A 20,726-nucleotide genomic window follows, 5' to 3' on the forward strand; every position below is an offset into this window, starting at 1 on the left:
GGCCGTGGGAGGCGCGGCTCTGGATCCCCGCTTTCGCGGGGATGACGAGGGGGCGCGGGGATGACGAACGGGGCCGGGGTGATCGGGGCACGGATTACGCGGCCCAGGCGGCGACGTCGTCCTGCGCGCCGATCAGCGCCAGGCCGTGCGCGATCGAGGTGAGTTCGCCGCCGGTGGCGATCCGGTCGTCGCCGAAGCGATCGGTGAACAGCCGGCGGATTCGCGGGGTCAGCGAGGTGCCGCCGGTCAGGAACACGCGGTCGATCGCGGCGGGTTCGGTGGCCGAGGCGGTGAGCGCGCGGGTCACGGCGTCGTCGATCCGCGCGATGTCGGGGGCGATCCAGGCTTCGAACTGGCCGCGGGTGACCTCGGTCTCGATTCCGACGCCGCCGCCTTCGAAGGCGAAGCACGCGGTGTCGGCTGCCGACAGGTCGCGCTTGGCGCAGCCGACGGCGTCGTAGAGGCGATAGCCCTGTTCGGCCTCGATCACCGCGATCATCCGGCCGATCGCGGCGGGATCGGTGGCGTTGCGCTGGAGCTTTTCGAGTTCGGCGAGCGTGCGGCGGTTGCGCATCAGCGCGAGCCGCGACCAATCGGCGAAATCGGCGAAATAGCCGCCGGGGATGTCGAGCACCTTGTCGAACGAGCGATAGGTGCCGCCCTTGCCGAGCAGCGGCAGGACGAGCCGATCGATCAGCCGCGCGTCGAAGCGATCGCCGGCGATGCCGACGCCGGCATGGCCCAGCGGCACGCAGCGGCGCGCGGCGCCGGGGCGCTCGATCCGCACCACCGAAAAGTCGCTGGTGCCGCCGCCGAAATCGGCGACCAGGATCGTCGCTGGCTCGTCGATCCGCGCGGCATAGCTGAACGCCGCGCCGACGGGTTCATAGACATAGTGCAAATCGGTGCCGAGCGCGGCGAACATCGCGGCGTAGCGGGTGCGCGCGAGCGCCTCGTCGGGGCGGGCACCGGCATATTCGACCGGGCGGCCGACGACGATCCGGCGGTTGCCGCCGTCCAGTGCGCCGTTCGCCCGCGCGGCGAGGCGGTCGAGGAACAGGCGCCCGAGTTCCTCGAAGCGATAGCGGCGGTCGAAGACGCTGGCATGTTCGAAGCTGGTGCTGGCGGCGACCGATTTGAACGATTGGAGGAAGCGGCTGTCCTGCGGATATTCGAGATATTCGGCGATCGCCCAGGGGCCAGCCTCGGCCGCGACGCCGCCGGGCGCGTCGTCGTCCTGCCAGAAGCACAAGGCCGAGCGGAAAACCGCGTCGTGGCCGGCGGGCGATTCGAGTTCGACCAGGTCGGCGGTCTGGGTATCGCGCGCGATCGCGATGACGCTGTTGGTGGTGCCGAAGTCGATGCCGATGGCGGCCATGAAACATCCAAACGCTGTGCAGGGCGGGTGCCCCTACACGGCCAACCGGCGATTGTCGCGCCTCAGCTTGCGATCGGACGACATCGGCCGCCCGCCCCCAACCTTGACGCCACCCCGGCTTTCGCGCGATGATTCCCGGTACGTTCCGGCCGTGATCGACGCCGAAACCGAATCAGGGGAAGTTTCGATGGCGAGCCGTGCGCAGCCCAGGCTCTGGCGCGACACCATGCGGGCCGGCGCGATGCGATCGGGCGCGATGCTGGGGGCGGCGGCGCTGCTGCTGCTGGTGATCGCGCTGACGGTGTCGCTGGCGACCTATCGCCCGAGCGATCCAGGGTTCAACACCGCAGCGGGCGGCCCTGCCGAGAATTGGCTGGGGACGCCGGGGTCCTATGCCGCCGACCTGTTGCTGAGCCTGTTCGGGGTGCCCGCGGTGATGCTGTTGCCGCTGGGCGTCGTGCTCGCGCTGCGGCTGTGGCGCGACCGGCCGGTGGGCGACTGGAAGGCGATGCTGCGCAATTGCGTGATCGGGGCGGTGCTGATGGGGACCGCGCTTGCCTTCGTCGCGGGCGGTTCGGTGCTGGCGCTGCCCGCGGGCTATGGCGGCATCTTCGCGATGGGGATCGCCGCGGCGGCGAACTGGGCAATCGATTTCATCGGCCAGCCGGTCGCCGAATTGTGGACCGGGCGCGGCGTCGGCGCGCTCGCGGGGATCGCTGGCGCGGTGCTCTGGGGGCGTGGGCTGACGATCCAGTGGGTCGATCGCAACTGGCTGCCGCGCCGCGCGCGGACCGAGCCGGTCGGCGATGCGATCGATCATGACGAAGACGACGAGCGCGACGCCGCGCCCTTCGTGCTCGCCGATCACGAGGCACTCACCGAAAAGCGGATGCCCTCGCCGCCGCGCAAGCCGGTGACCCCCGACAACCGCCCCGCGCCGGTGATCGCCGAGCCGAGCCTCGCCCCGCCGCCCGCCAAGCCCAAGCCGCAGACCAGCCTGGACCTGCGCGATCATTACAAGCTGCCGCCGCTCGACCTGCTGACCCCCGCGCCGGTGGGAGCCAAGAACACGATCGACAAGGCGTCGCTCGAGCGCAATGCGCGGCTGCTCGAAAGCGTGCTCGACGATTTCCACGTCAAGGGCGCGATCGTCGGGGTGCGCCCCGGGCCGGTGGTGACGATGTACGAACTCGAGCCCGCAGCGGGGATCAAGGCGAGCCGGGTGATCCAGCTGGCCGACGATATCGCGCGCAACATGTCGGCGATCTCGGCACGCGTCGCGACGATACCGGGGCGAACGGTGATCGGCATCGAGCTGCCCAACGCGCGGCGCGAGCCGGTGAATTTGCACGAGCTGGTAGGCAGCCAGGGCTTTGCCGACCAATCGGCGACGCTGCCGATCGTGCTCGGCAAGAACATCTCGGGCGATGCAGTGATCGCCGATCTCGCGCCGATGCCGCATCTGCTGGTCGCGGGTACCACCGGCTCGGGCAAGTCGGTGGGGCTCAACTGCATGATCCTGTCGCTGCTGTACCGACTGACCCCCGACCAGTGCCGGCTGATCATGATCGATCCCAAGATGCTCGAGTTGAGCATGTACAAGGGAATCCCGCACCTGCTCGCCGACGTCGTCACCGACCCGCCCAAGGCGGTGCGCGCGCTCAAATGGGCGGTCGAGCAGATGGAGGATCGCTATCGGATGATGGCGAGCGTCAACGTGCGCAGCCTGGCGAGCTTCAACGAGAAGGTACGCGGCGCCAAGGCCAAGGGGCAGAAACTGGGCCGCAAGGTGCAGGTCGGCTATGACGACAATGGTCGCCCGGTGCACGAGGAAGAGACGCTCGACCTGTCGGTGCTACCGCAGATCGTGATCATCGTCGACGAGCTCGCCGACCTTATGATGACCGCGGGCAAGGAGGTCGAATTCCTGATCCAGCGGCTCGCGCAAAAGGCGCGCGCGGCGGGGATCCACCTGATCATGGCGACGCAGCGCCCCTCGGTCGACGTCATCACCGGGGTGATCAAGGCGAACCTGCCGACGCGGATCAGCTTCCACGTGACGTCGAAGATCGATTCGCGCACCATTTTGGGCGAACAGGGTGCCGAGCAGCTGCTGGGCAAGGGCGACATGCTCTACATGCCCTATGGCAAGCAGATCAGCCGCGTCCACGGGCCGTTCGTGAGCGACGACGAGGTGCAGGCGGTCGCCGATTTCTGGCGCGCGCAGGGTGAGCCCGATTATATCGACGCGGTGACCAACGAGCCCGAGGACGATGCCGGCTTCAGCATGGACGGCGCGCCCGAGGGCGGCGACAGCCCCGAAGACCAGATGTATCGCAACGCGATCGCGCTGGTGGCGCAGAGCCAGAAGGCGTCGACCTCGTGGCTGCAGCGCCAGTTGCGGGTGGGCTATAATTCGGCGGCGCGGTTGATCGAGCGGATGGAGAAGGACGGGCTGGTATCGAAGCCCGACCATGTCGGCCGCCGCGAAGTGCAGATGGACGAGGAGGGGCGGCCGCTGGGGTGATCGATTCACTTTCGATCAAAGATCGGGTAGGCATTCGCACGCTTGGGAGAACGGCCTTGGATAAAGAACGTCAGCAGCGTGAGATCGAGATTAATTTCGATCGGTTCGAGCGGATGCTCGCGCAGTATCTCCTGACCCAGCGCGATCGGTTCGCACTGATGCGCGATGGCGAAGTCATCGGGTTCTTTGACACCGCCAGTGAAGCCGGCTTGGCAGGTGCGGCTCGCTTCGAGGACCGCATCTATTCGATTCAGAAAGTTACCGACGAACCCGTGGAGTTCGGCATCTACGCCCATGCCATCCATTAAATGGCGGCATAGTCGGCGACAATTGCTGCTGCCGGTGGTTATATTGAGCGCACCCGACGACGCTAATCCGTTCCTGACGCTGCACACGGTCGGTCTGCTCGACACCGGTGCAACCGGTTCGGCCTTTCATCCGCGGGTAATCGACAGGTTGGGGTTGCAGCGTCGGGGCCGGCGTCGCGTCGGTACCGCGAATGGCATCATCGTGGCAGCCGAGGTGAATGCGCGGATCGGCTTTCCCACCGGCAATACCGACGACGAGCGCCTATCGGCCGACCCGCAGCAGCTATATGTGCTCGAAGAAGGGCTATTGGCGTTCGAGCTGCTGGTAAGCTTCGATCACGACGTGCTCATCGGCATGGACGTCATCGGGCAGTGCGACCTGCACATCCGCCGCGACGGAACCGCTACGCTCACGCTGCCTTGAGCAGTTCACCCCGCCTTCATCGCGGAACCTCTATCCCGCTTGCATGCTTTGGAGCCCCATGACCGCACTCGCCCCCTATGCCGCGCTTGCCGCGGCGATCGTCGCCCCTGTCGCCGTCGTGGCGCAGCAGGCCCCCTCGCGCGATCTCGCCGCAGTACAGGCGCATCTGCGCGCGACCGAGAGCATGACCGCCGATTTCACCCAGACCGACCGCAACGGCAAGGTGCTCGGCGGCGCGCTGACGCTCAAGAAGCCCGGCAAGATCCGCTTCCAATATGAAAAGGGCGTGCCGATCCTGATCGTCGGCGACGGCAAGGCGATCTGGTTCCTCGATTACGCGGTGGGGCAGCGATCGCGCTGGCCGATCGGCGATTCACCGCTCGGGGTGCTGATCGATCCCAGCCGCGACATCGCCAAATATGCCAAGGTGGTGCCGGGCAACGACCCATCGGTGCTGAGCGTCGAGGCCTATGACCCCAAGCGCCCCGAATATGGCCGCATCACGCTGATCTTCTCGCGCCAGGCATCGGCGCCGTCGGGGCTGATGCTGCAAGGCTGGGTCGCGCTCGATTCGCAGAACAACCGCACGACGATCCGGCTGTCGAACCAACGCTTCAACGTGCCGGTGTCCGACGGAACGTTCCGTTTCAACGACCCACGGAAGGGCGCGCGGCGAAGCTGACGATTCGTTCATCGTGGGGCAAGGCGCAAAACCTTAATACCGGCCTTGCAGAGCACGGGGCCTGCCGGGATTTTTCCCCCTGTTGCCCGGTTCGTACCCGACTTTGCCATGCGTGACGAACGCTGGTTGGCCCTCGCTCCATGCCCCCGGAGCGGGGGTCTTTCCATGTCTGGCGGTAGCGCCGCCGCGCCGCTACATCGCTGGCCATGACCGACACGCTCAAGATCGCTTCGTGGAACATCAATTCGGTGCGGTTTCGCATGGCCATCGTCGAACAGTTCCTGCGCGACGCCGCGCCCGACATATTGTGCCTGCAGGAAACCAAGGTGGTCGACGGCGACTTCCCGCACGAACCGCTGCGCGCGCTGGGGTATGCGCATATCGTCATCCACGGCCAGCGGATGCATCACGGCGTCGCGATCCTGAGCAAGATCCCGTTGGTCGAAGACGATCGCTTCGACTGGCAGGCCAATGGCGAGGCGCGGCATGTCGGGGTGCGGCTGCCGAACGGGCTGCGGATCGAGAATGTCTATGTGCCAGCGGGCGGCGATGTTCCCGATCGCGAGGTGAACCCCAAATTCGGCCAGAAGCTCGATTTCCTCGAGCGGATGACGCGCTGGTCCGAGGGGCTGGCGGGGATTCCGACGCTGCTGGTGGGCGATTTCAACGTCGCGCCGCTCGAAAGCGATGTTTGGAGCCACAAGCAGTTGCTCGACGTGGTGAGCCATACGCCGATCGAGGTCGAGACGCTCGCGCGGCTGCAGGCGGCGAACGACTGGGTCGATCTGGGGCGGCATTTCTTGCCCGCGCCCGCGCGGCTGTTCACCTGGTGGAGCTATCGCGCCAAGGATTGGGCGGCGTCGGATCGGGGGCGGCGGCTCGACCATATGTGGGCGTCGCGCGACGTCGCCGCCAAGGCGGTGGCGCACCGGGTGCACGAGGATTGCCGCGGCTGGCTCAAGCCATCGGACCATGTGCCGATCCTGACCGAGTTCGCGTTTTGAGCGGCCCGCAGGCGACGGCACGCGCGATCGACGCGATGCGGCGCGGCTGGCCGGTGGCGATCGCGGGCGCGAGCGGGGTGCTGACCTTGCTGGCGATCGAGAGCGCCGATCCGGTGCGGCTGGCGGCGTTCGATACCGAGGGCAGCGCAGGGGTGCTGCTGTCGGCGGGGCGCGCGGCGACGCTGAAGCTGGCGAATCAGCGCGAGGCGGCAGTGCCCGACGCGCCGGTGCTGGTGGCGCGCGTGGCGTGGCTCAACTTCGCCGCGGCGACCGCGCTCGCCGATCCGCAATTCGACCTGGCGACGCCGATGAAGGGGCCGTTTCGCGCGATCGCGGTGCCGGTTGCCGACGCCGCGGCGGCGGCGCTGCGGCTGGCGCGGATCGCGGGGATATTGCCCGCCTTCTTCGTGATCGAGGGCGGCCAAGACGCGGACAATACGCATGCGCTGTCGATCGCCGACATCGATGCGCACGAGGATGCCGGGCGCCTGGCGATCGCGACGCGCGCGCGGCTGCCGATCGCGCACGCCGAGGATGCCGAGATCGTCGCGTTCCGCACCCCCGAGGCGGCGGGCGAGCATGTCGCGCTGCTGATCGGCGCCCCCGATGGCCGCCCGCCGCTGGTGCGGCTGCACAGCGAATGCCTGACCGGCGACGTGCTGGGCAGCCTGAAATGCGATTGCGGACCGCAATTGGATGCCGCGCTCGCGGCGATGGTCGCCGATGGCTGGGGAATCCTGCTGTATCTGCGGCAGGAGGGGCGCGGGATCGGGCTGGTCAACAAATTGCGCGCCTATGCGCTGCAGGACCAGGGGTTCGACACCGTCGATGCCAATACCCGGCTGGGCTTCGCCGTCGATGCGCGCGATTTCGGGGTGGCGGCGCGGATGCTGGCGCTGCTCAAGCAGGACCGGATTCGGTTGCTGACCAACAATCCGGCCAAGGTGGCGGCACTCGAGGCGGCAGGGGTCGAGGTGGTCGAGCGGGTGCCGCACGCGTTGCCGGCGAATGCGCATAATGCGCGGTATCTGGCGACCAAGCGCGATCGGACCGGGCACCAGTTGTAGGGTGATGGCGCCCGCGCGCTCCCTTCCCTGAAAGGGAGGGAGCTAAGCTAGCAGTCGCGCTACTTCGTCGAAGTCGCCCGCGACGTCATGCACGCCGATCGCGCGTAGCGTCTCGGCGTGATCGGGCGGGCAATGCGCGCCGGCGTGGATGCCGATGACATGCGCGCCCGAGGCTACCGCGCCGGTCGCGCCGACGGGGGAGTCCTCGAGGATCACGCAGCGATCGATCGGCACGCCCAGTTGCGCGGCAGCGTAGAGGTACAGATCGGGGGCGGGCTTGCCGCGGGTTACGTGTTCGCGGCCCGAATAGAGGTGGTCACCGAACACGTCGGCGACGCCGAGATGCTCGAGATGGGTGCGGATCCAGTGGGTCGAGCTCGAGGAAGCGACCGCGCGGGGGAGCTCGGCGGGGAGCGAGCGCAGGAAGGCGCGGGCGCCGGCGACTTCCTCCAACCCTTCGCGCAGGACGCGGGCATCTTCTTCGGCGCGCGCGGCGTGGAAATCATTGGGGATGTCGCGGCCGATATAATGCTCGACCCGGTCGAGGAAATCCTTGCCCGCGAGCCCCATGAAGTTCGCCATCGCATCGGCGGGCGTGGTCGGATGACCGAGATCGGTCAAATAGGCGGCGAGGTGACGGTTGCCGGCATATTCGCTTTCGAGCAGCACGCCGTCGAAATCGAAGAGTATCGCATCGAAACGCATGGGAATTCCGTTCATCGGGGGAGCACGCCATGTAGGACGCCCGCCGTGTCACTCAACCAGTAGCCGTGCTCAGCCGCGCTGGCCGAACAGTGCGCTGCCGACGCGGACATGCGTCGCGCCGAGCGTCACCGCGGTTTCGTAATCACCCGACATGCCCATGCTGAGTCCCGCCAGGCCTTGGTCGCGCGCGAGCTTCGCGAGCAGCGCAAAGAAGGGTGCCGCCTCGATATCGAAGGGGGGCACCGCCATCAGCCCGGCAAGCGGCAGATCGGCGGCGCGCGCGGCGGCGAGCAGCGCGGGCAGATCGGCGACCGCGACGCCGCCCTTCTGTTCCTCGTCGCCGATATTCACCTGGATGAAGCAGGCGGGGCGGCGATCGGCCTTGTCCATCGCCTTGGCGAGCGCGGTCACCAGCGAGGGGCGATCGACCGAATGGATCGCGTCGAACAACGCGACGGCGTCGTCGGCCTTGTTCGACTGGAGCTGGCCGACGAGGTGGAGCGCGATCCCAGGGGTTTCGGCCTGGAGCGCGGGCCATTTGCCCTGTGCCTCCTGGACACGATTTTCGCCGAATACGCGCTGGCCGGCGGCGATGAGCGGGCGGATCGCTTCGGCGTCGTGCGTCTTCGATACCGCGATCAGCGTGGTATCGGCGGGGTCGCGCGTCGCGGTGCGCGCGGCCTTGGCGATGCGCGTCTGGACGGCGGCGAGCGCGATACGGGCTTCGTCTGGGGTCATGGTCGCGGCTATACGCAGCGCGATGCAGCGCCGCCACCCCCTGCCCCGCCCGCCTTTCGGCACCCGCGCCCTGCCCCAGCAGTGGCTGATGACCGACGAGCGGATGGGCGAGGCGCTATGGGCCGCGCTCGAGCGGCTGCCGCGCGGCGGCGGGGTGGTGTTTCGGCATTATGCGACGCCGGTGACCGAGCGGCGCGCGCTGTTCGCGCGAGTGCTCAGGGTAGCGCAGCGGCGGAGACTGGTGCTGGTGCGCGCTGGCAAGGTGGCGATGCGCGGCGAGATGGGGGTGCATAACGCCCGCGGGCGCGGCCTGCGGACGCGCGCGGTGCATGATCCCGCCGAGGCGATGGTGGCACGGCGCGCGGGGGCGGATGCGGTGTTCGTGTCGCCGGTATTCGCCACCCGCTCGCATGCTGGCGCGCGGGGACTGGGAGTGGTGCGGCTGGGGTTGCTGCTGCGGGGCGTTGCGCAGCCGGCGGTGGCGATGGGGGGGATCGACGCGGGTACGATCCGGCGGTTGCGGGGGTTGGGCGTGCATGGCTGGGCGGGGATAGATGCGTGGCTGGATCACGGCGACGGTTAGCGTCCGCGCAAGCGACTCCATAGCCAGCGCCAGAACCGCGCCTCGGCCAGCATCAGGCGGGCCAGCAACGGGGGTATGCCTTGCCGTTCGAGCTGCTGCGCATCGGGGTCGGCGCCGAAGACCACGCGTAGCGCGGCGATGATGACGAAAGCTTCGGCCACGACCAACACCGCGATACCGATCATGCGCAGCCAGCCCAACTGGGGGAGAATGGTTTGCGCCGATGCGGGGACGACCAGCCCCGCGATCCAGATCCCGCCGCAGACCAGCGCAAGCAGCCGGATCAGCAGCGCGCGACGCGGCATGGCGCGGTAGCAAATAGCATAGAGCTAGGGCACGAACACGCACCAGTCGAACAGCGCGGTCGCTTCGCCGATCGCGGGACTCTCGGTCCATGGATGGGTCGCGCGAAAGCCGAATGCGATCGCGAGCCACAGCGGCAGCAGTAGGTAGAACCAGTGGCTTCGCGCGTGGTCGATCAACGAAACCTGCATCCGTGCCCTCCTGTCGTCGGGCGATCATACCCCGCCGGCGGAGCGCGTTGAAGCGTGGCTTTGGGGGAAACAGCGCAGTTGGTGGCAAAAGATCGCGGCGATGCTGGCCTGAACCAGCGGGTGCGCTAGCATGGCACAACCATATGGCTCTGGTGACTGTGGCTAAGGGAGGAAGCGATGTTTCTGGCGACGGCGTTGATGCTGGTGATGCAGGACGCGCCGACCTTGGCGATGGTGCAGCGGCTGCCGCCCGCTGCGGCTGGCGAATTGGTGCTGCGCGGCAAGAACCGACAGCCGATCGAGGCAGTCGTGCCCGAGCGCAACACCGCGTTGCAGCCGCCGGGACATAGCGACCTCGAGATGGTCGAGCGCGCGGTGGCGGGGGACGGGGGTTGTTCGCGGGTGCGCTGGCGGGTCGGTTTTGCCGCGCCGGTGGGCGAGCCGAAAGAAACGGGGTTGATGCAAAGCGCGTATCCGTCGACCGAGGTGGCCTTGGCACGCGGCGGGCGCTGTCCGGTCGGTGGGTATGTTCGGGTTCATAGCGGGGCTACGGTTGAGGTCGCCTTCAGGGCGCTCAGGGTTCTCGCGACCCTGCCGAAGCAATCGACGCGGGCGGCGTTTGCTTGTGTCGATGAGACATTTTCGAATTTATGCGCGAGTCCGAAGGCGATACGAGCAGAGTTGGCGACGTTGACGCCTTGGGCGGTGAACCAGGACGGGGATGTGGTGGAGTTCTGGCTCGATGCGCCTGGCCGGGCGCTAACCGAGGTGCGTTTCTCGCTTACGGCGCCTGCCAAGGTTTCGGTTCGGCGGCGGGTGCCTCCGCCTGCATGACGCGCGAGGTGCGCAGATACGGCGGGTTATTTCCCCGCACGCTGCGGATCAGGACCACTCGACCCACCCCAGCCCCTCGCTTGCAGGGAGGGGAGCCAGGCATGACGTCGGCTTTCGTTGGGCGACGATCGGGCGCCGGACGCGAATCAGAAGCGGAAGGCGGTGCCTACGTAGACCGCTTGGCTGTCGCGGCGGTTGTCGGGGAGCTGTTGCAGGCGCATCCGGTCGGTTTCGGTGCGATAGCGGACGCCGGCGGTGACATCGAGGTTGCGCGTCAGCGAATAGGAGGTGCCGACGTCGACCGAATAGCTCGGCGCCTCGGCGACCAGCTGCGGCTGGCCATCGGTAGGCTTGGCTGCGTTGGCGGAAAGCCGGCCGCTCAACCGGCGGCCGGTGTAGCTGACGCCGACATCAACCGATTCGCGTCCGCCGGGCAGCGCCGCGGTGTCGAGCCTCGACACATCACCCGACACCGCGAAGCGGCGCCAGCCGACCGACATGCCGAGATTGTAGGCGATCGGCTGCATGCTGACCGCAGCGACGGTCGGTGCCGAAAGCGTGCGCGTCAGGCCGCCATCGTCGCGCGTGGTGCGCGCGCGCACCGCGACGGTGACTTCCTGGCGCTTCAGCCGCGATTCGGAGGGGGCGAAGCGAAAACCAGTGGCCGACAGCCCGGTACGCGCCATCGCCGCGGCGAGCCGCGGATCGGCCGACGCCGGGGTGAACGAACCAATCCCCGAGCGCGCGAACGACGGCGTCTTGCGCAATTGACGGGTTTCCTGAGTACCCGGCGCGCCAATCGCGGGCGCAAGCGCGATGCCGGCAGCGACGAGCGCTCCCCCTGCAACCGCAACTATGGCCCGACGAACCGACATGAAAATCCCCTGTCTCCTGCACGTTGCACTACCATGACTCGGCGTGCCCGTTCCATGGCCCCGACGCTTTTTGTCTGACCTGTTGCCGATCGCCCACAGCGGACGAGACACGGGCGCTGCTTGCGGGGTTCGCTACAGTATCTATAGAGGCTTTTCGTAGCGTCCCCATCCTTGAGGAATCCGCCGATGTATCGCCGTCTGGCTTTTGTTTTCCCGCTCGCCCCAGCCCTCGCTCTGGCGCTGGCCGGCTGCGGTGGCGGCGGCGATCGCCCGCGCGAACTCGCGCCTTCGCAGATCACCACAATCGGCGTGAACAGCTATTTGTGGCGCGCCAGCCTCGACACGCTGAGCTTCATGCCGCTGTTGCAGACCGATTCGGCGGGCGGCGTGATCGTTACCGACTGGTATGTGAACCCCAACACCCCGACCGAGCGGATGAAGGTGACGGTGTCGATCCTCGATACCGACCTGCGCGCCGATGCGGTGCGGGTCGCGGCGCTGCGCGAAGTCAATCGCGGCGGCCAGTGGGTCGCATCGCCGGTCCAGGCAGCGACGGTGCAGAAGCTGGAAGACGTCATCCTGACGCGCGCCCGCGACCTGCGCCGCTCCGCGGTCGCCGGCTGAGCATAGAATCTACCGTGCGGTGCTGCCCGCTCCCCCGCCCGGCATTGCCGACGGGGCGGCGTGGCGGTGCCGCCTCTCGACGGAGTTGAGCATAGCATGGCGTCACGCTTCAATGCGCTGAAGGCGGATGCGGCGTGGCAGAAGGTGTGGGAAGACCGCGCCACCTTCGCCGCGCGCGACGACAGCCCCAAGCCCAAGAGCTATGTGCTCGAGATGTTCCCCTATCCATCGGGGAAGATCCATATGGGGCACGTCCGCAACTACACGATGGGCGACGTGCTGGCGCGCTTCCGGCGGATGCAGGGGATGGAAGTGCTCCACCCGATGGGGTGGGACGCGTTCGGGATGCCCGCCGAGAATGCGGCGATGGAGCGCGGCGTCCATCCGGGCGGCTGGACCTACGAGAATATCGCGACGATGCGCGCGCAGTTGAAGCGGCTGGGCTTCGCGCTCGACTGGACGCGCGAGCTCGCGACCTGCGATCCTGCCTATTACGGGCATGAGCAGGCGCTGTTCCTCGATCTCTATGCCGCGGGGCTAGTCTATCGCAAGGAAAGCGCGGTCAATTGGGACCCGGTCGACATGACGGTGCTCGCCAACGAGCAGGTGATCGACGGGCGCGGCTGGCGTTCGGGGGCGCTGGTCGAGCGGCGGAAATTGTCGCAGTGGTTCCTGAAGATCACCGATTTCGCCGATGAATTGCTCGACGGGCTGGGGTCGCTCGAGAAGTGGCCCGACAAGGTTCGGCTGATGCAGGAGAACTGGATCGGCAAGAGCGTGGGGTTGCAGTTTCGGTTTGTGCTGAACCTCCCCTCCCGCTTGCGGGAGGGGTCGGGGGAGGGCCTGTCTTCGACCCAAACGCCCGAACATTCCCTCCCCCAGCCCCTCCCGCAAGCGGGAGGGGAGCAGTCGGTCGAAGTCTTCACCACGCGCCCCGACACGATCTTCGGCGCGAGTTTCGTCGCGGTCGCCGCCGATCATCCGATCGCGCAAGGGCTCGCCGACAACCCTCAGGTTGCCGCGTTCATCGCGCGGTGCAAGCAGGGGGGGACCACCGCCGCCGAGCTCGAAACGCAGGAAAAGCTGGGGTTCGACACCGGCCTCACCGCGACGCACCCGTTCGATCCGACGTGGCAATTGCCAGTCTACATCGCCAATTTCGTGCTGATGGACTATGGCACCGGCGCAGTGTTCGGCGTGCCCGCGCACGACCAGCGCGATCTCGATTTCGCGCGCAAATACGACCTGCCGGTGACGCGAGTCGTCGGTGATGGCGACCGCACCGATCCGCTGTTCGAGGGCAACGAGGCGTATACCGGCCCGGGCGCGCTGGTGAATTCGCGCTTCCTCGACGGGATGGACATCGATGCCGCCAAGCGCGCGGTGATCGGGCGCGCCGAGGCCGAGGGCTGGGGGCATGGCACCACCGTGTGGCGGCTGCGCGATTGGGGGGTGTCGCGGCAACGCTATTGGGGGACGCCGATCCCGATCGTCCATTGCGACGATTGCGGCGCGGTGGCGGTGCCCGCCGACCAATTGCCGGTGGTGCTGCCCGAAGATGTGAGCTTCGACATTCCGGGCAACCCGCTCGACCGGCATCCGACGTGGAAGCATGTCGACTGTCCCGCGTGCGGCAAGCCCGCGCGGCGCGAGACCGACACGCTCGACACCTTCGTCGATTCCTCCTGGTATTTCATCCGCTTTGCCAGCCAGCCCCAGGACAAACCGTTCGACAAGGCAGTGGCCGAAAGCTGGCTGCCGGTGGCGCAATATATCGGCGGGGTCGAGCATGCGATCCTGCATCTGCTCTACGCCCGCTTTTGGACGCGCGCGCTGCGGCATATCGGCAAGCTCGATGTCGCCGAACCGTTTGCGGGGCTGTTCACGCAAGGGATGGTGACGCACGAGACGTACAAATCGGCAAGCGGCAAGTGGCTGTCGCCCGAGGAAGTGCGCGACGGCACCGAGATCGCGACCGGCGAGGCCATCACGCTCGGCCGCATCGAGAAGATGTCGAAGTCGAAGAAGAACACCGTCGATCCGACCGGCATCGTCGACCAGTACGGCGCCGACGCGGTGCGCTGGTTCATGCTGTCGGACAGCCCGCCCGAGCGCGACCTGCAATGGTCCGAAAGCGGGATCGAGGGGGCGTGGCGCTTCGTCCAGCGGCTGTGGCGGCTGTTCGATGCGGTGGAGCCGGCCGAAGGCCAGGACAAGGCGCTCGATCGCAAGCTGCACCAGACGATCGCGGGCGTCGCGGGCGATATCGAGGCGCTGCAGTTCAACAAGGCGGTCGCCAAATTGTACGAGCTGGTGAGCGCGATCGAGAAGGCGGCGCCTTCGGCATCGCGTACCGCCGCGATCCGTGCGCTGGTACGCATCGTCGCGCCCATGACGCCGCATATCGCCGAGGAAGCCTGGGCCGCGATGGGGGCCGAGGGGCTGATCGCCGATGCGCTATGGCCCGAAGTCGATCCGGCACTGCTGGTCGAGGACGAGGTGACGATCGCGATCCAGGTCAACGGCAAGTTGCGCGATACGCTGACGATCCCGCGAGGGATGGCGCGCGAGGCGGTCGAAGCCGCTGCGCTGGCGTCACCCAATGTGCTACGCGTCCTCGACGGCAAACCGCCGCGAAAGGTGATCGTCGTGCCCGACCGTCTGGTGAACCTGGTCGCATGAAACAGCTGATCGCGCTGCTGGCGCTCGCCGCCGCATTGCCGGGTTGCGGGATGCGCCCGCTCTATGGCGGCGGGCCCAATGGCGCGGTGCGCCAGACGCTCGCCTCGGTCGAGGTCGCTCCGATCGAGGGGCAGCAGGGGTGGCTGATGTCGAACGCGCTGCGCGATCGGCTGGCGCCAAGCAGCGGCAGCGCGGCGCGCTACCGGTTGCAGGTAGTGCTCGACGACCAGATCACCGGGCTCGGCGTGCGGCGCAACGACACGATCACGCGCGAGCGACGGACGCTGCGCGCGCGCTACCAGCTGGTCGACCTCGCCAATGGCGGGGTGCTGGTCGACGCCACGGCGGGGTCCGACGCGGGAATCGACGTCGTGGGTTCGGAATATGCGACGATCGCCGCCGAGCAGACCGCGCTCGAGCGGCTGTCGGGGATCGTGGCCGACCAGATCGTCGCGCGGATCGCGCTGTACGCGCAGCGCACCGACGGGGTGGAGTGAACCTCAAGCCGCAGGCGATGCGCGCGCGCCTGGAGGCGCCCGACGCCGATACGCGGCTATACCTTCTGCACGGCCCCGACGAGGCGAGCGCCAATGAACTTGCCGGGCGGCTGGCCAAAGCGCTGGGCGACGGCGCCGAGCGCGTCGATTTCGAGGGCAGCTTCCTCAAGAACAATCCCGGGCGGCTGGCCGACGAGGCGGCGTCGATGTCGCTGTTCGGCGACCGGCGCTTCATCCGCGTGACCGGCGCGGGCGAAGAATGCCTCGAGGCCTTCACGCTGCTGCTGGCGGCCGAGCGTGCGGGCAACCCGGTGGTGGCGATCGCGCCGACGGTGAAAAAGTCGGGCAAGATCGTGAAGCTGGCCGAGGGCGCGCGGACCGCCGCCGCTTGCGCCTTCTACGTTCCCGAGGGGCAGGAAGCGGTGCGGATGGTGCAGGGCATCGCGCGCGACCATGGGCTGCGGCTGGGTGCGCATGTCGGCGAACGGTTGCTGGCGGCGACGGGGGGCGACCGCGCGATCTTGGCGCAGGAGATCGAAAAGCTGGCGTTGTTCGTCGATGCCGCGCCCAACCGGCCGGTCGATGCCGATCTCGACGCGATCGAAGCGATCGGCGCCGATCTCGACGAAAGCGGGATGTTCGCGGCGATCGAGGCGGTGATCGGCGGCGATGCGGCCGGCGCCGCGGCGGCGTTGCATCTGGTGAGCGCGGAGAATGCCAACATCCCGATGCTGCGGCAGTTGGTGCGCCGGCTGATGGCGCTGGCCGAGATGCGCCGCGAGGTCGATGGCGGCGAGGGAATCGAGGCGGTGGTCGAGCGCAATCGGATATTCTGGAAGGAAAAGCCCAATACTGTCAAAGCGTTGCGCAAATGGTCTTCGCCGCAGCTGGCGCGTGCGATTGACCGGGTCCGCGGCGCCGAGCGGGCGATCGTCGCGCCGGCGAACGCTGGGGCGATATTGGCCGAGGGAGAGTGTCTGGCGATCGCTCGGGCGGCAGCGCGGTTCGGGTAGGCGTTAGGTTAACCCGCCCTCAACCGTTGGTGCTGAGCTTGTCGAAGCAGTGGTGTTTTCCTTCGATTGGCGCCTGATAGAAGAACGGTGCTTCGACAGGCTCAGCACCAACGGCGATAGGGCGTGACCTGAGTCCTAGATCACATCGCCGCTCAGCCGCTGACAGACCATGTCGAGCTGGTCGAGCGTCGAATAGCTGATCGTCAGCGTGCCCCCCTGCCCGGCATGCGCGACGCGCACCGTCAGCCCCAGGACATCGCCGAGCTGGCGTTCGAGCGCTTCGATATCGGCACCCCCCTCGCCGCCGCCATTGCCCTGCGTCACCGCGACGCGCTTCTGACCGCCGCCCTGTTTCTCGCGCGCTAGCTGCTCGGTATCGCGTACCGACAGTCCCTTGGCGATCACGCGTTCGGCGAGCGTTTCTGGATCGGGGGCGTTGATGAGCGCGCGGGCGTGGCCCATGCTGAGCGCGCCGTCGATCACCTGCTTCTGCACCATCACCGGCAAATCGAGCAGGCGCAGCAGGTTGGCGACGTGGCTGCGCGATTTGCCGACCAGCTTGGCGAGCGCTTCCTGGGTGTGGCCGAACGCCTCGATCAGCTTGTGATAGGCGTCGGCCTCCTCGATCGCGTTGAGGTCCTGGCGCTGGATATTCTCGACCAGCGCGATTTCGAGCGTTTCGGCGTCGTCGAGGTCGCGGACGATCACCGGCACCTCGTGCAGCCGCGCGCGCTGCGCCGCGCGCCAGCGGCGCTCGCCTGCGACGATCTGATAATCCTTGCCGTGCGGGCGGACGACGATCGGCTGGATCAGCCCGCGCTGCGCGATCGATTGCGCGAGGTCCTCGAGCGCGGTCTCGTCGAAATGGCGGCGCGGCTGCCCCGGATGCGGGGTGAGCGAGCTGACGGGCAGCATCCGCAAGCCCGAGGATACCGGCATGCTGCCGTCCTCGTTGGGAGCATCGCGCGCGGGCGTCGCGTCGCCGAGGAGGGCGCTGAGGCCACGGCCGAGACCGGGGCGCGGCTTGCGCGATCCCGGGGTGGGGACGGGATCGGTCATGCTGCTGCCTTCGCGAGGTTGGGGAGCCGGCCGATGACTTCGCGGGCCAGCGCGATATAGGCCTGCGACCCTGCGCATTTATAGTCGTAGATCAGCGCGGGCATGCCGTGGCTCGGTGCCTCAGACAGCCGGACGTTGCGCGGGATGACCGTCTCGAACACGACCTTGCCTAGCACGGTGCGGACGTCGTCAGAGACCTGGTCGGTCAGGCGGTTGCGGCGATCGTACATCGTCAGCACCACGCCGAGGATCGAGAGCCCGGGATTGAAGCGGCTGCGGATCCTTTCGACCGTGGTGAGGAGCTGGCTCAACCCCTCGAGCGCGAAGAACTCGCATTGCAGCGGCACCAGCAGCGCGTGTGAGGCGACCATCGCGTTGATCGTCAGCAGGCCCAGCGATGGCGGGCAATCGATCAGCACGACGTCCCAATGCTGTGCGCCGCGCGCGATCGCCTGGTCGAGCCGATGGGTGCGCGCCTCGAACTCGATCAGCTCGATCTCGGCGCCCGAAAGGTCGACGGTGGCGGGGACGATATCGAGCCGGGGGACGCGGGTGGCGATCGCGGCTTCCTCGGGCGACGTATCACCGACGAGCAGATCGTAACTCGATCGCTCGCGGTCGTTGCGGCCGATGCCTAAGCCGGTCGAGGCGTTGCCCTGCGGATCGAGATCGATCAGCAGTACGCGCAGCCCGGTCGCGGCGAGCGCGGTGCCGACGTTGATCGCGGTGGTGGTTTTCCCCACCCCGCCCTTCTGGTTGGCGACGGTCACGACGATCATCGAAGCATCACCCCTGTTGCGACCACGATCTGCGAGTCGGCAGCCGTTACGCTCTGTTCCACGTGGAACAGTCCATGCCATCGATGCTGCGCCGATTCCAATTCGGATTGCGCCGACCGGCCTTTTGGCAGCAGCCAGAGCGTCTGTTTGTCCGCAAGGTGCGAGGCGGATTCGAAGAGCGGGTCGAGCGCGGCGACCGCGCGGGCGGACAGCACGGCGTTGCCCGACGCGCGGAAGGTTTCGATACGCGATTGCTCTACGTTTGTACCAGCAATGGCGAGGCGTTCGACTGCAGCGCTAAGGAAATCGGCACGGCGGCGGCGGGGCTCGACCAAGGTCACCGGGCGACGCTGGAGGATCGCCGCGACGATTCCGGGGAGCCCGGCGCCGCTGCCGATGTCGATCCAATTGCCCTGCCCCGCGCGCGCATCGGCGATCGCCACCAGCTGCGCCGAATCGACGATGTGCCGGGTCCAGAAATGATCGAGGGTCGAGGGCGCGACGAGGTTCTGCTGGCCGGCTTCTCCGCGTACCAGGGATTCATAGGCGTTCAGGCGATCGATCGCCTCGGCGGGCCAGCGCTCGGCCATCCATGCGCGCGCATCGTCCTCGGTCATGCGGCCTGGCGCTTTGCATGGAGCAGGATCGCGGTCATCGCCGCGGGGGTGATCCCGCGAACGCGCGCCGCGCCGCCGATCGTGGTGGGGCGCGCCGCCGAGAGGCGTTCGGCCATCTCGACCGACAGACCTGGGATGTCGCCGAACGCCAGCTGGGCAGGAATCGGGATCATGTCATTGGCACGCATCGTGGCGACTTCGGCATCCTGGCGTTCGAGATAGGGGGCGTAATGCGCGTCCTGCACCGCCTCGGCGAGGACCGCCGCGTCGAAGGCATAGACGTCGTCGAGGACGTGGGCGGGCTGGACCGCGGGGAAGCGGAGCCAGTCGGCACCGCTGCGACGACCGGCGTCGAGCGCGACATCGGCGCCGCGCAGCCGTAGCGCTTGTGGCGGCCATTGTCGGCCGAGCGCATCGTCGATCGCGGCGCGGGCTTCCTGGCGTCGTGCGAAATGCGTCTGGCGCGTTTGGCCGATGCAGCCGAGCGCGATGCCTGTCGGGGTCAGCCGGGTTTCGGCATTGTCGGCACGCAGGCGAAGGCGGTATTCGGCGCGCGCGGTGAGCATGCGATAGGGTTCGGTCACGCCCTGCAACACCAAATCGTCGATCATCACGCCGAGATAGCTTGTCGCGCGATCAAAGATCGCGGGGGCAAGCCCGAGCGCATGCGCAGCAGCGTTGAGGCCCGCGACTAGCCCCTGCCCCGCGGCTTCCTCGTAGCCAGTAGTACCGTTGATCTGACCCGCGCAGAACAGCCCCGGCGCGCTGCGCACCCCGAGCGTCGGCGCGAGCGCGCGCGGATCGATATGGTCGTATTCGACCGCATAGCCGGGGGCGGTGATCCGCGCGCGCTCGAGGCCATCGATCGAAGCAATCATCGCCGCCTGCACATCGGTCGGGAGCGAGGTCGAGATGCCGTTGGGGTAGATCGTCGGATCGTCGAGCCCTTCGGGTTCGAGGAATATCTGGTGGCCGTCGCGGTCGGCGAAGCGGTGGATCTTGTCCTCAATCGAGGGGCAATAGCGTGGCCCCTGCGCATCGATCGCGCCGGTGAACAGCGGCGAGCGCGAGAGTGCGGCACGGATAACGTCATGGGTGTGATCGTTGGTGCGGGTGATGGCGCAGAATAATTGCGGCAGGCGCGTGGGCTGCGGCAGCGACGACATCGTCCATTGCTCGGCATCCGAGACCTGCTGCGGCAGTCGCGCCCAGTCGATTGTCCGACCGTCGATGCGTGGCGGGGTGCCGGTCTTGAGCCGCGCCATCGGCAGGCCTTGGTCGCGCAACTGGAAGGCAAGCTTCGTCGCGGCACGTTCTTCGATCCGCCCGCCCTCGCCGCGCTCTTCGCCGCGGAAGATACGGCCGCCGAGGAAGGTGCCGGTCGCAAGCACGACGGCCTGCGATTCGATTCGGGTGCCGTCGGATAGCTCGACACCGCCGACGCTGCCGTCGGGGTTGAAGATCAGCGCGACCGCTTCACCCTCGGCAATTTCAAGATCGCGCTGGTCGGCGAGCATTGCCTGGATCGCGGCGGCGTAGCGCTTGCGATCGGCCTGGACGCGCGGGCCCTGGACGGCGCTGCCCTTGCTGCGGTTGAGCATGCGGTAATGGATCGCTGCGGCATCGGCGGCGCGTGCGATCAGGCCGTCGAGCGCATCGACTTCGCGGACGAGATGCCCTTTGCCGAGCCCGCCGATCGCGGGGTTGCACGACATGGCCCCGAGCGTTGCACGCGAAAAGCTCAGCAGCAGGGTGCGCGCACCGCGCCGGGCTGCGGCAGCCGCGGCTTCGGTGCCGGCGTGGCCGCCGCCGATCACGATCACGTCATAGGTCATC

General features: G+C 67.8%; 22 protein-coding genes. 12 read left to right on the forward strand and 10 right to left on the reverse strand.

Going from position 1 to position 20,726, the window contains the following annotated elements; translation table 11 throughout:
• Positions 1-94: 94 nt before the first annotated feature.
• The gene (locus NMP03_RS11995) at positions 95-1,378 is read right to left on the reverse strand and encodes an Hsp70 family protein (RefSeq protein ID WP_256505652.1); all 1,284 of its coding nucleotides are present in this window, start codon (positions 1,376-1,378) and stop codon (positions 95-97) included.
• 187 nt (positions 1,379-1,565) lie between these two features.
• Here NMP03_RS11995 and NMP03_RS12000 point away from each other — a divergent pair, with 187 nt between their 5' ends.
• The 6 genes from NMP03_RS12000 (at position 1,566) to ribA (ending at position 7,390) form a co-directional block, all read left to right on the forward strand.
• Entirely contained in the window at positions 1,566-3,905 is a 2,340-nt protein-coding gene (locus NMP03_RS12000; protein ID WP_256505653.1) for an FtsK/SpoIIIE family DNA translocase, read from the forward strand.
• Positions 3,902-4,213: a hypothetical protein gene (locus tag NMP03_RS12005; protein WP_256505654.1), complete on the forward strand. Its 312-nt coding sequence runs from the start codon at positions 3,902-3,904 to the stop codon at positions 4,211-4,213. The genes NMP03_RS12000 and NMP03_RS12005 overlap by 4 nt, the downstream gene beginning before the upstream one ends.
• A gap of 22 nt (positions 4,214-4,235) precedes the next feature.
• The gene (locus NMP03_RS12010) at positions 4,236-4,637 is read left to right on the forward strand and encodes an aspartyl protease family protein (protein WP_256505655.1); all 402 of its coding nucleotides are present in this window, start codon (positions 4,236-4,238) and stop codon (positions 4,635-4,637) included.
• Between the two features lie 58 nt (positions 4,638-4,695).
• The gene (locus tag NMP03_RS12015) at positions 4,696-5,319 is read left to right on the forward strand and encodes a LolA family protein (protein ID WP_256505656.1); all 624 of its coding nucleotides are present in this window, start codon (positions 4,696-4,698) and stop codon (positions 5,317-5,319) included.
• Between the two features lie 206 nt (positions 5,320-5,525).
• Entirely contained in the window at positions 5,526-6,323 is a 798-nt protein-coding gene (locus tag NMP03_RS12020; RefSeq protein ID WP_256505657.1) for an exodeoxyribonuclease III, read from the forward strand.
• 35 nt (positions 6,324-6,358) lie between these two features.
• Entirely contained in the window at positions 6,359-7,390 is a 1,032-nt protein-coding gene (gene ribA / locus NMP03_RS12025) for a GTP cyclohydrolase II (RefSeq protein WP_406698457.1), read from the forward strand.
• Between the two features lie 42 nt (positions 7,391-7,432).
• On the opposite strand, the gene NMP03_RS12030 is transcribed toward ribA, so the two are convergent.
• Together NMP03_RS12030 and NMP03_RS12035 are read right to left on the reverse strand one after the other, a co-directional pair.
• Positions 7,433-8,095: an HAD family hydrolase gene (locus NMP03_RS12030; protein ID WP_256505659.1), complete on the reverse strand. Its 663-nt coding sequence runs from the start codon at positions 8,093-8,095 to the stop codon at positions 7,433-7,435.
• A gap of 69 nt (positions 8,096-8,164) precedes the next feature.
• Positions 8,165-8,833 (reverse strand): YggS family pyridoxal phosphate-dependent enzyme, encoded by a 669-nt coding sequence (locus NMP03_RS12035; protein WP_256505660.1) that lies wholly within the window; start codon positions 8,831-8,833, stop codon positions 8,165-8,167.
• A gap of 22 nt (positions 8,834-8,855) precedes the next feature.
• Between NMP03_RS12035 and NMP03_RS12040 the strand changes: the two genes are divergently transcribed.
• Positions 8,856-9,416, forward strand: a complete 561-nt coding sequence (locus NMP03_RS12040) for a thiamine phosphate synthase (protein ID WP_256505661.1) — start codon at positions 8,856-8,858, stop codon at positions 9,414-9,416.
• Here NMP03_RS12040 and NMP03_RS12045 read toward each other — a convergent pair.
• Together NMP03_RS12045 and NMP03_RS12050 are read right to left on the reverse strand one after the other, a co-directional pair.
• A complete protein-coding gene (locus tag NMP03_RS12045) occupies positions 9,413-9,721 on the reverse strand; it encodes a hypothetical protein (protein WP_256505662.1) in 309 nt (102 codons plus the stop codon). The genes NMP03_RS12040 and NMP03_RS12045 overlap by 4 nt on opposite strands.
• A gap of 24 nt (positions 9,722-9,745) precedes the next feature.
• Positions 9,746-9,910, reverse strand: coding sequence for a hypothetical protein (locus NMP03_RS12050; protein WP_256505664.1), 165 nt, complete (start codon positions 9,908-9,910; stop codon positions 9,746-9,748).
• 177 nt (positions 9,911-10,087) lie between these two features.
• Between NMP03_RS12050 and NMP03_RS12055 the strand changes: the two genes are divergently transcribed.
• The gene (locus NMP03_RS12055) at positions 10,088-10,744 is read left to right on the forward strand and encodes a hypothetical protein (protein WP_256505666.1); all 657 of its coding nucleotides are present in this window, start codon (positions 10,088-10,090) and stop codon (positions 10,742-10,744) included.
• A 146-nt stretch (positions 10,745-10,890) separates the two neighbouring features.
• Here NMP03_RS12055 and NMP03_RS12060 read toward each other — a convergent pair whose 3' ends face one another.
• Positions 10,891-11,619 carry a hypothetical protein gene (locus NMP03_RS12060; RefSeq protein ID WP_256505667.1) on the reverse strand — a complete coding sequence of 243 codons (729 nt, stop codon included), beginning with the start codon at positions 11,617-11,619 and terminating at the stop codon, positions 10,891-10,893.
• Between the two features lie 186 nt (positions 11,620-11,805).
• Here NMP03_RS12060 and NMP03_RS12065 point away from each other — a divergent pair, with 186 nt between their 5' ends.
• The 4 genes from NMP03_RS12065 to holA all read left to right on the forward strand — a co-directional run bounded on the left by NMP03_RS12065 (position 11,806) and on the right by holA (position 16,435).
• Positions 11,806-12,243, forward strand: coding sequence for a DUF3576 domain-containing protein (locus NMP03_RS12065; protein ID WP_256505669.1), 438 nt, complete (start codon positions 11,806-11,808; stop codon positions 12,241-12,243).
• Between the two features lie 96 nt (positions 12,244-12,339).
• On the forward strand, positions 12,340-14,925 hold the full coding sequence (gene leuS, locus NMP03_RS12070; protein ID WP_256505670.1) for a leucine--tRNA ligase: 2,586 nt from the start codon (positions 12,340-12,342) through the stop codon (positions 14,923-14,925).
• Positions 14,922-15,422: an LPS assembly lipoprotein LptE gene (gene lptE, locus NMP03_RS12075; RefSeq protein WP_256505671.1), complete on the forward strand. Its 501-nt coding sequence runs from the start codon at positions 14,922-14,924 to the stop codon at positions 15,420-15,422. The genes leuS and lptE overlap by 4 nt, the downstream gene beginning before the upstream one ends.
• Before the next feature lie 17 nt (positions 15,423-15,439).
• A complete protein-coding gene (gene holA / locus NMP03_RS12080; protein ID WP_256505673.1) occupies positions 15,440-16,435 on the forward strand; it encodes a DNA polymerase III subunit delta in 996 nt (331 codons plus the stop codon).
• A 135-nt stretch (positions 16,436-16,570) separates the two neighbouring features.
• Here holA and NMP03_RS12085 read toward each other — a convergent pair whose 3' ends face one another.
• Genes NMP03_RS12085 through mnmG form a run of 4 tightly spaced genes read right to left on the reverse strand, consistent with a single transcriptional unit; the run spans position 16,571 to position 20,725 of the window.
• Positions 16,571-17,494 carry a ParB/RepB/Spo0J family partition protein gene (locus NMP03_RS12085; protein WP_256505674.1) on the reverse strand — a complete coding sequence of 308 codons (924 nt, stop codon included), beginning with the start codon at positions 17,492-17,494 and terminating at the stop codon, positions 16,571-16,573.
• Entirely contained in the window at positions 17,491-18,273 is a 783-nt protein-coding gene (locus NMP03_RS12090) for a ParA family protein (RefSeq protein WP_256505675.1), read from the reverse strand. The genes NMP03_RS12085 and NMP03_RS12090 overlap by 4 nt, the downstream gene beginning before the upstream one ends.
• Positions 18,270-18,890 (reverse strand): 16S rRNA (guanine(527)-N(7))-methyltransferase RsmG, encoded by a 621-nt coding sequence (rsmG, locus tag NMP03_RS12095; RefSeq protein WP_256505676.1) that lies wholly within the window; start codon positions 18,888-18,890, stop codon positions 18,270-18,272. The genes NMP03_RS12090 and rsmG overlap by 4 nt, the downstream gene beginning before the upstream one ends.
• Positions 18,887-20,725, reverse strand: coding sequence for a tRNA uridine-5-carboxymethylaminomethyl(34) synthesis enzyme MnmG (gene mnmG / locus NMP03_RS12100; RefSeq protein ID WP_256505677.1), 1,839 nt, complete (start codon positions 20,723-20,725; stop codon positions 18,887-18,889). The genes rsmG and mnmG overlap by 4 nt, the downstream gene beginning before the upstream one ends.
• Position 20,726: the final 1 nt, after the last annotated feature.

The organism is Sphingomonas qomolangmaensis (assembly GCF_024496245.1).
Lineage (GTDB): Bacteria > Pseudomonadota > Alphaproteobacteria > Sphingomonadales > Sphingomonadaceae > Sphingomonas > Sphingomonas qomolangmaensis.

Coding starts and splice junctions, on each gene's coding strand:
- NMP03_RS11995 (WP_256505652.1), bottom strand. CDS start 1,378: ATGGCCGCCATCGGCATCGACTTCGGCACCACCAACAGCGTCATCGCG.
- NMP03_RS12000 (WP_256505653.1), top strand. CDS start 1,566: ATGGCGAGCCGTGCGCAGCCCAGGCTCTGGCGCGACACCATGCGGGCC.
- NMP03_RS12015 (WP_256505656.1), top strand. CDS start 4,696: ATGACCGCACTCGCCCCCTATGCCGCGCTTGCCGCGGCGATCGTCGCC.
- NMP03_RS12020 (WP_256505657.1), top strand. CDS start 5,526: ATGACCGACACGCTCAAGATCGCTTCGTGGAACATCAATTCGGTGCGG.
- ribA (WP_406698457.1), top strand. CDS start 6,359: ATGCGGCGCGGCTGGCCGGTGGCGATCGCGGGCGCGAGCGGGGTGCTG.
- NMP03_RS12030 (WP_256505659.1), bottom strand. CDS start 8,095: ATGCGTTTCGATGCGATACTCTTCGATTTCGACGGCGTGCTGCTCGAA.
- NMP03_RS12035 (WP_256505660.1), bottom strand. CDS start 8,833: ATGACCCCAGACGAAGCCCGTATCGCGCTCGCCGCCGTCCAGACGCGC.
- NMP03_RS12040 (WP_256505661.1), top strand. CDS start 8,856: ATGCAGCGCCGCCACCCCCTGCCCCGCCCGCCTTTCGGCACCCGCGCC.
- NMP03_RS12045 (WP_256505662.1), bottom strand. CDS start 9,721: ATGCCGCGTCGCGCGCTGCTGATCCGGCTGCTTGCGCTGGTCTGCGGC.
- NMP03_RS12050 (WP_256505664.1), bottom strand. CDS start 9,910: ATGCAGGTTTCGTTGATCGACCACGCGCGAAGCCACTGGTTCTACCTA.
- NMP03_RS12055 (WP_256505666.1), top strand. CDS start 10,088: ATGTTTCTGGCGACGGCGTTGATGCTGGTGATGCAGGACGCGCCGACC.
- NMP03_RS12060 (WP_256505667.1), bottom strand. CDS start 11,619: ATGTCGGTTCGTCGGGCCATAGTTGCGGTTGCAGGGGGAGCGCTCGTC.
- NMP03_RS12065 (WP_256505669.1), top strand. CDS start 11,806: ATGTATCGCCGTCTGGCTTTTGTTTTCCCGCTCGCCCCAGCCCTCGCT.
- leuS (WP_256505670.1), top strand. CDS start 12,340: ATGGCGTCACGCTTCAATGCGCTGAAGGCGGATGCGGCGTGGCAGAAG.
- lptE (WP_256505671.1), top strand. CDS start 14,922: ATGAAACAGCTGATCGCGCTGCTGGCGCTCGCCGCCGCATTGCCGGGT.
- holA (WP_256505673.1), top strand. CDS start 15,440: ATGCGCGCGCGCCTGGAGGCGCCCGACGCCGATACGCGGCTATACCTT.
- NMP03_RS12085 (WP_256505674.1), bottom strand. CDS start 17,494: ATGACCGATCCCGTCCCCACCCCGGGATCGCGCAAGCCGCGCCCCGGT.
- NMP03_RS12090 (WP_256505675.1), bottom strand. CDS start 18,273: ATGATCGTCGTGACCGTCGCCAACCAGAAGGGCGGGGTGGGGAAAACC.
- rsmG (WP_256505676.1), bottom strand. CDS start 18,890: ATGACCGAGGACGATGCGCGCGCATGGATGGCCGAGCGCTGGCCCGCC.
- mnmG (WP_256505677.1), bottom strand. CDS start 20,725: ATGACCTATGACGTGATCGTGATCGGCGGCGGCCACGCCGGCACCGAA.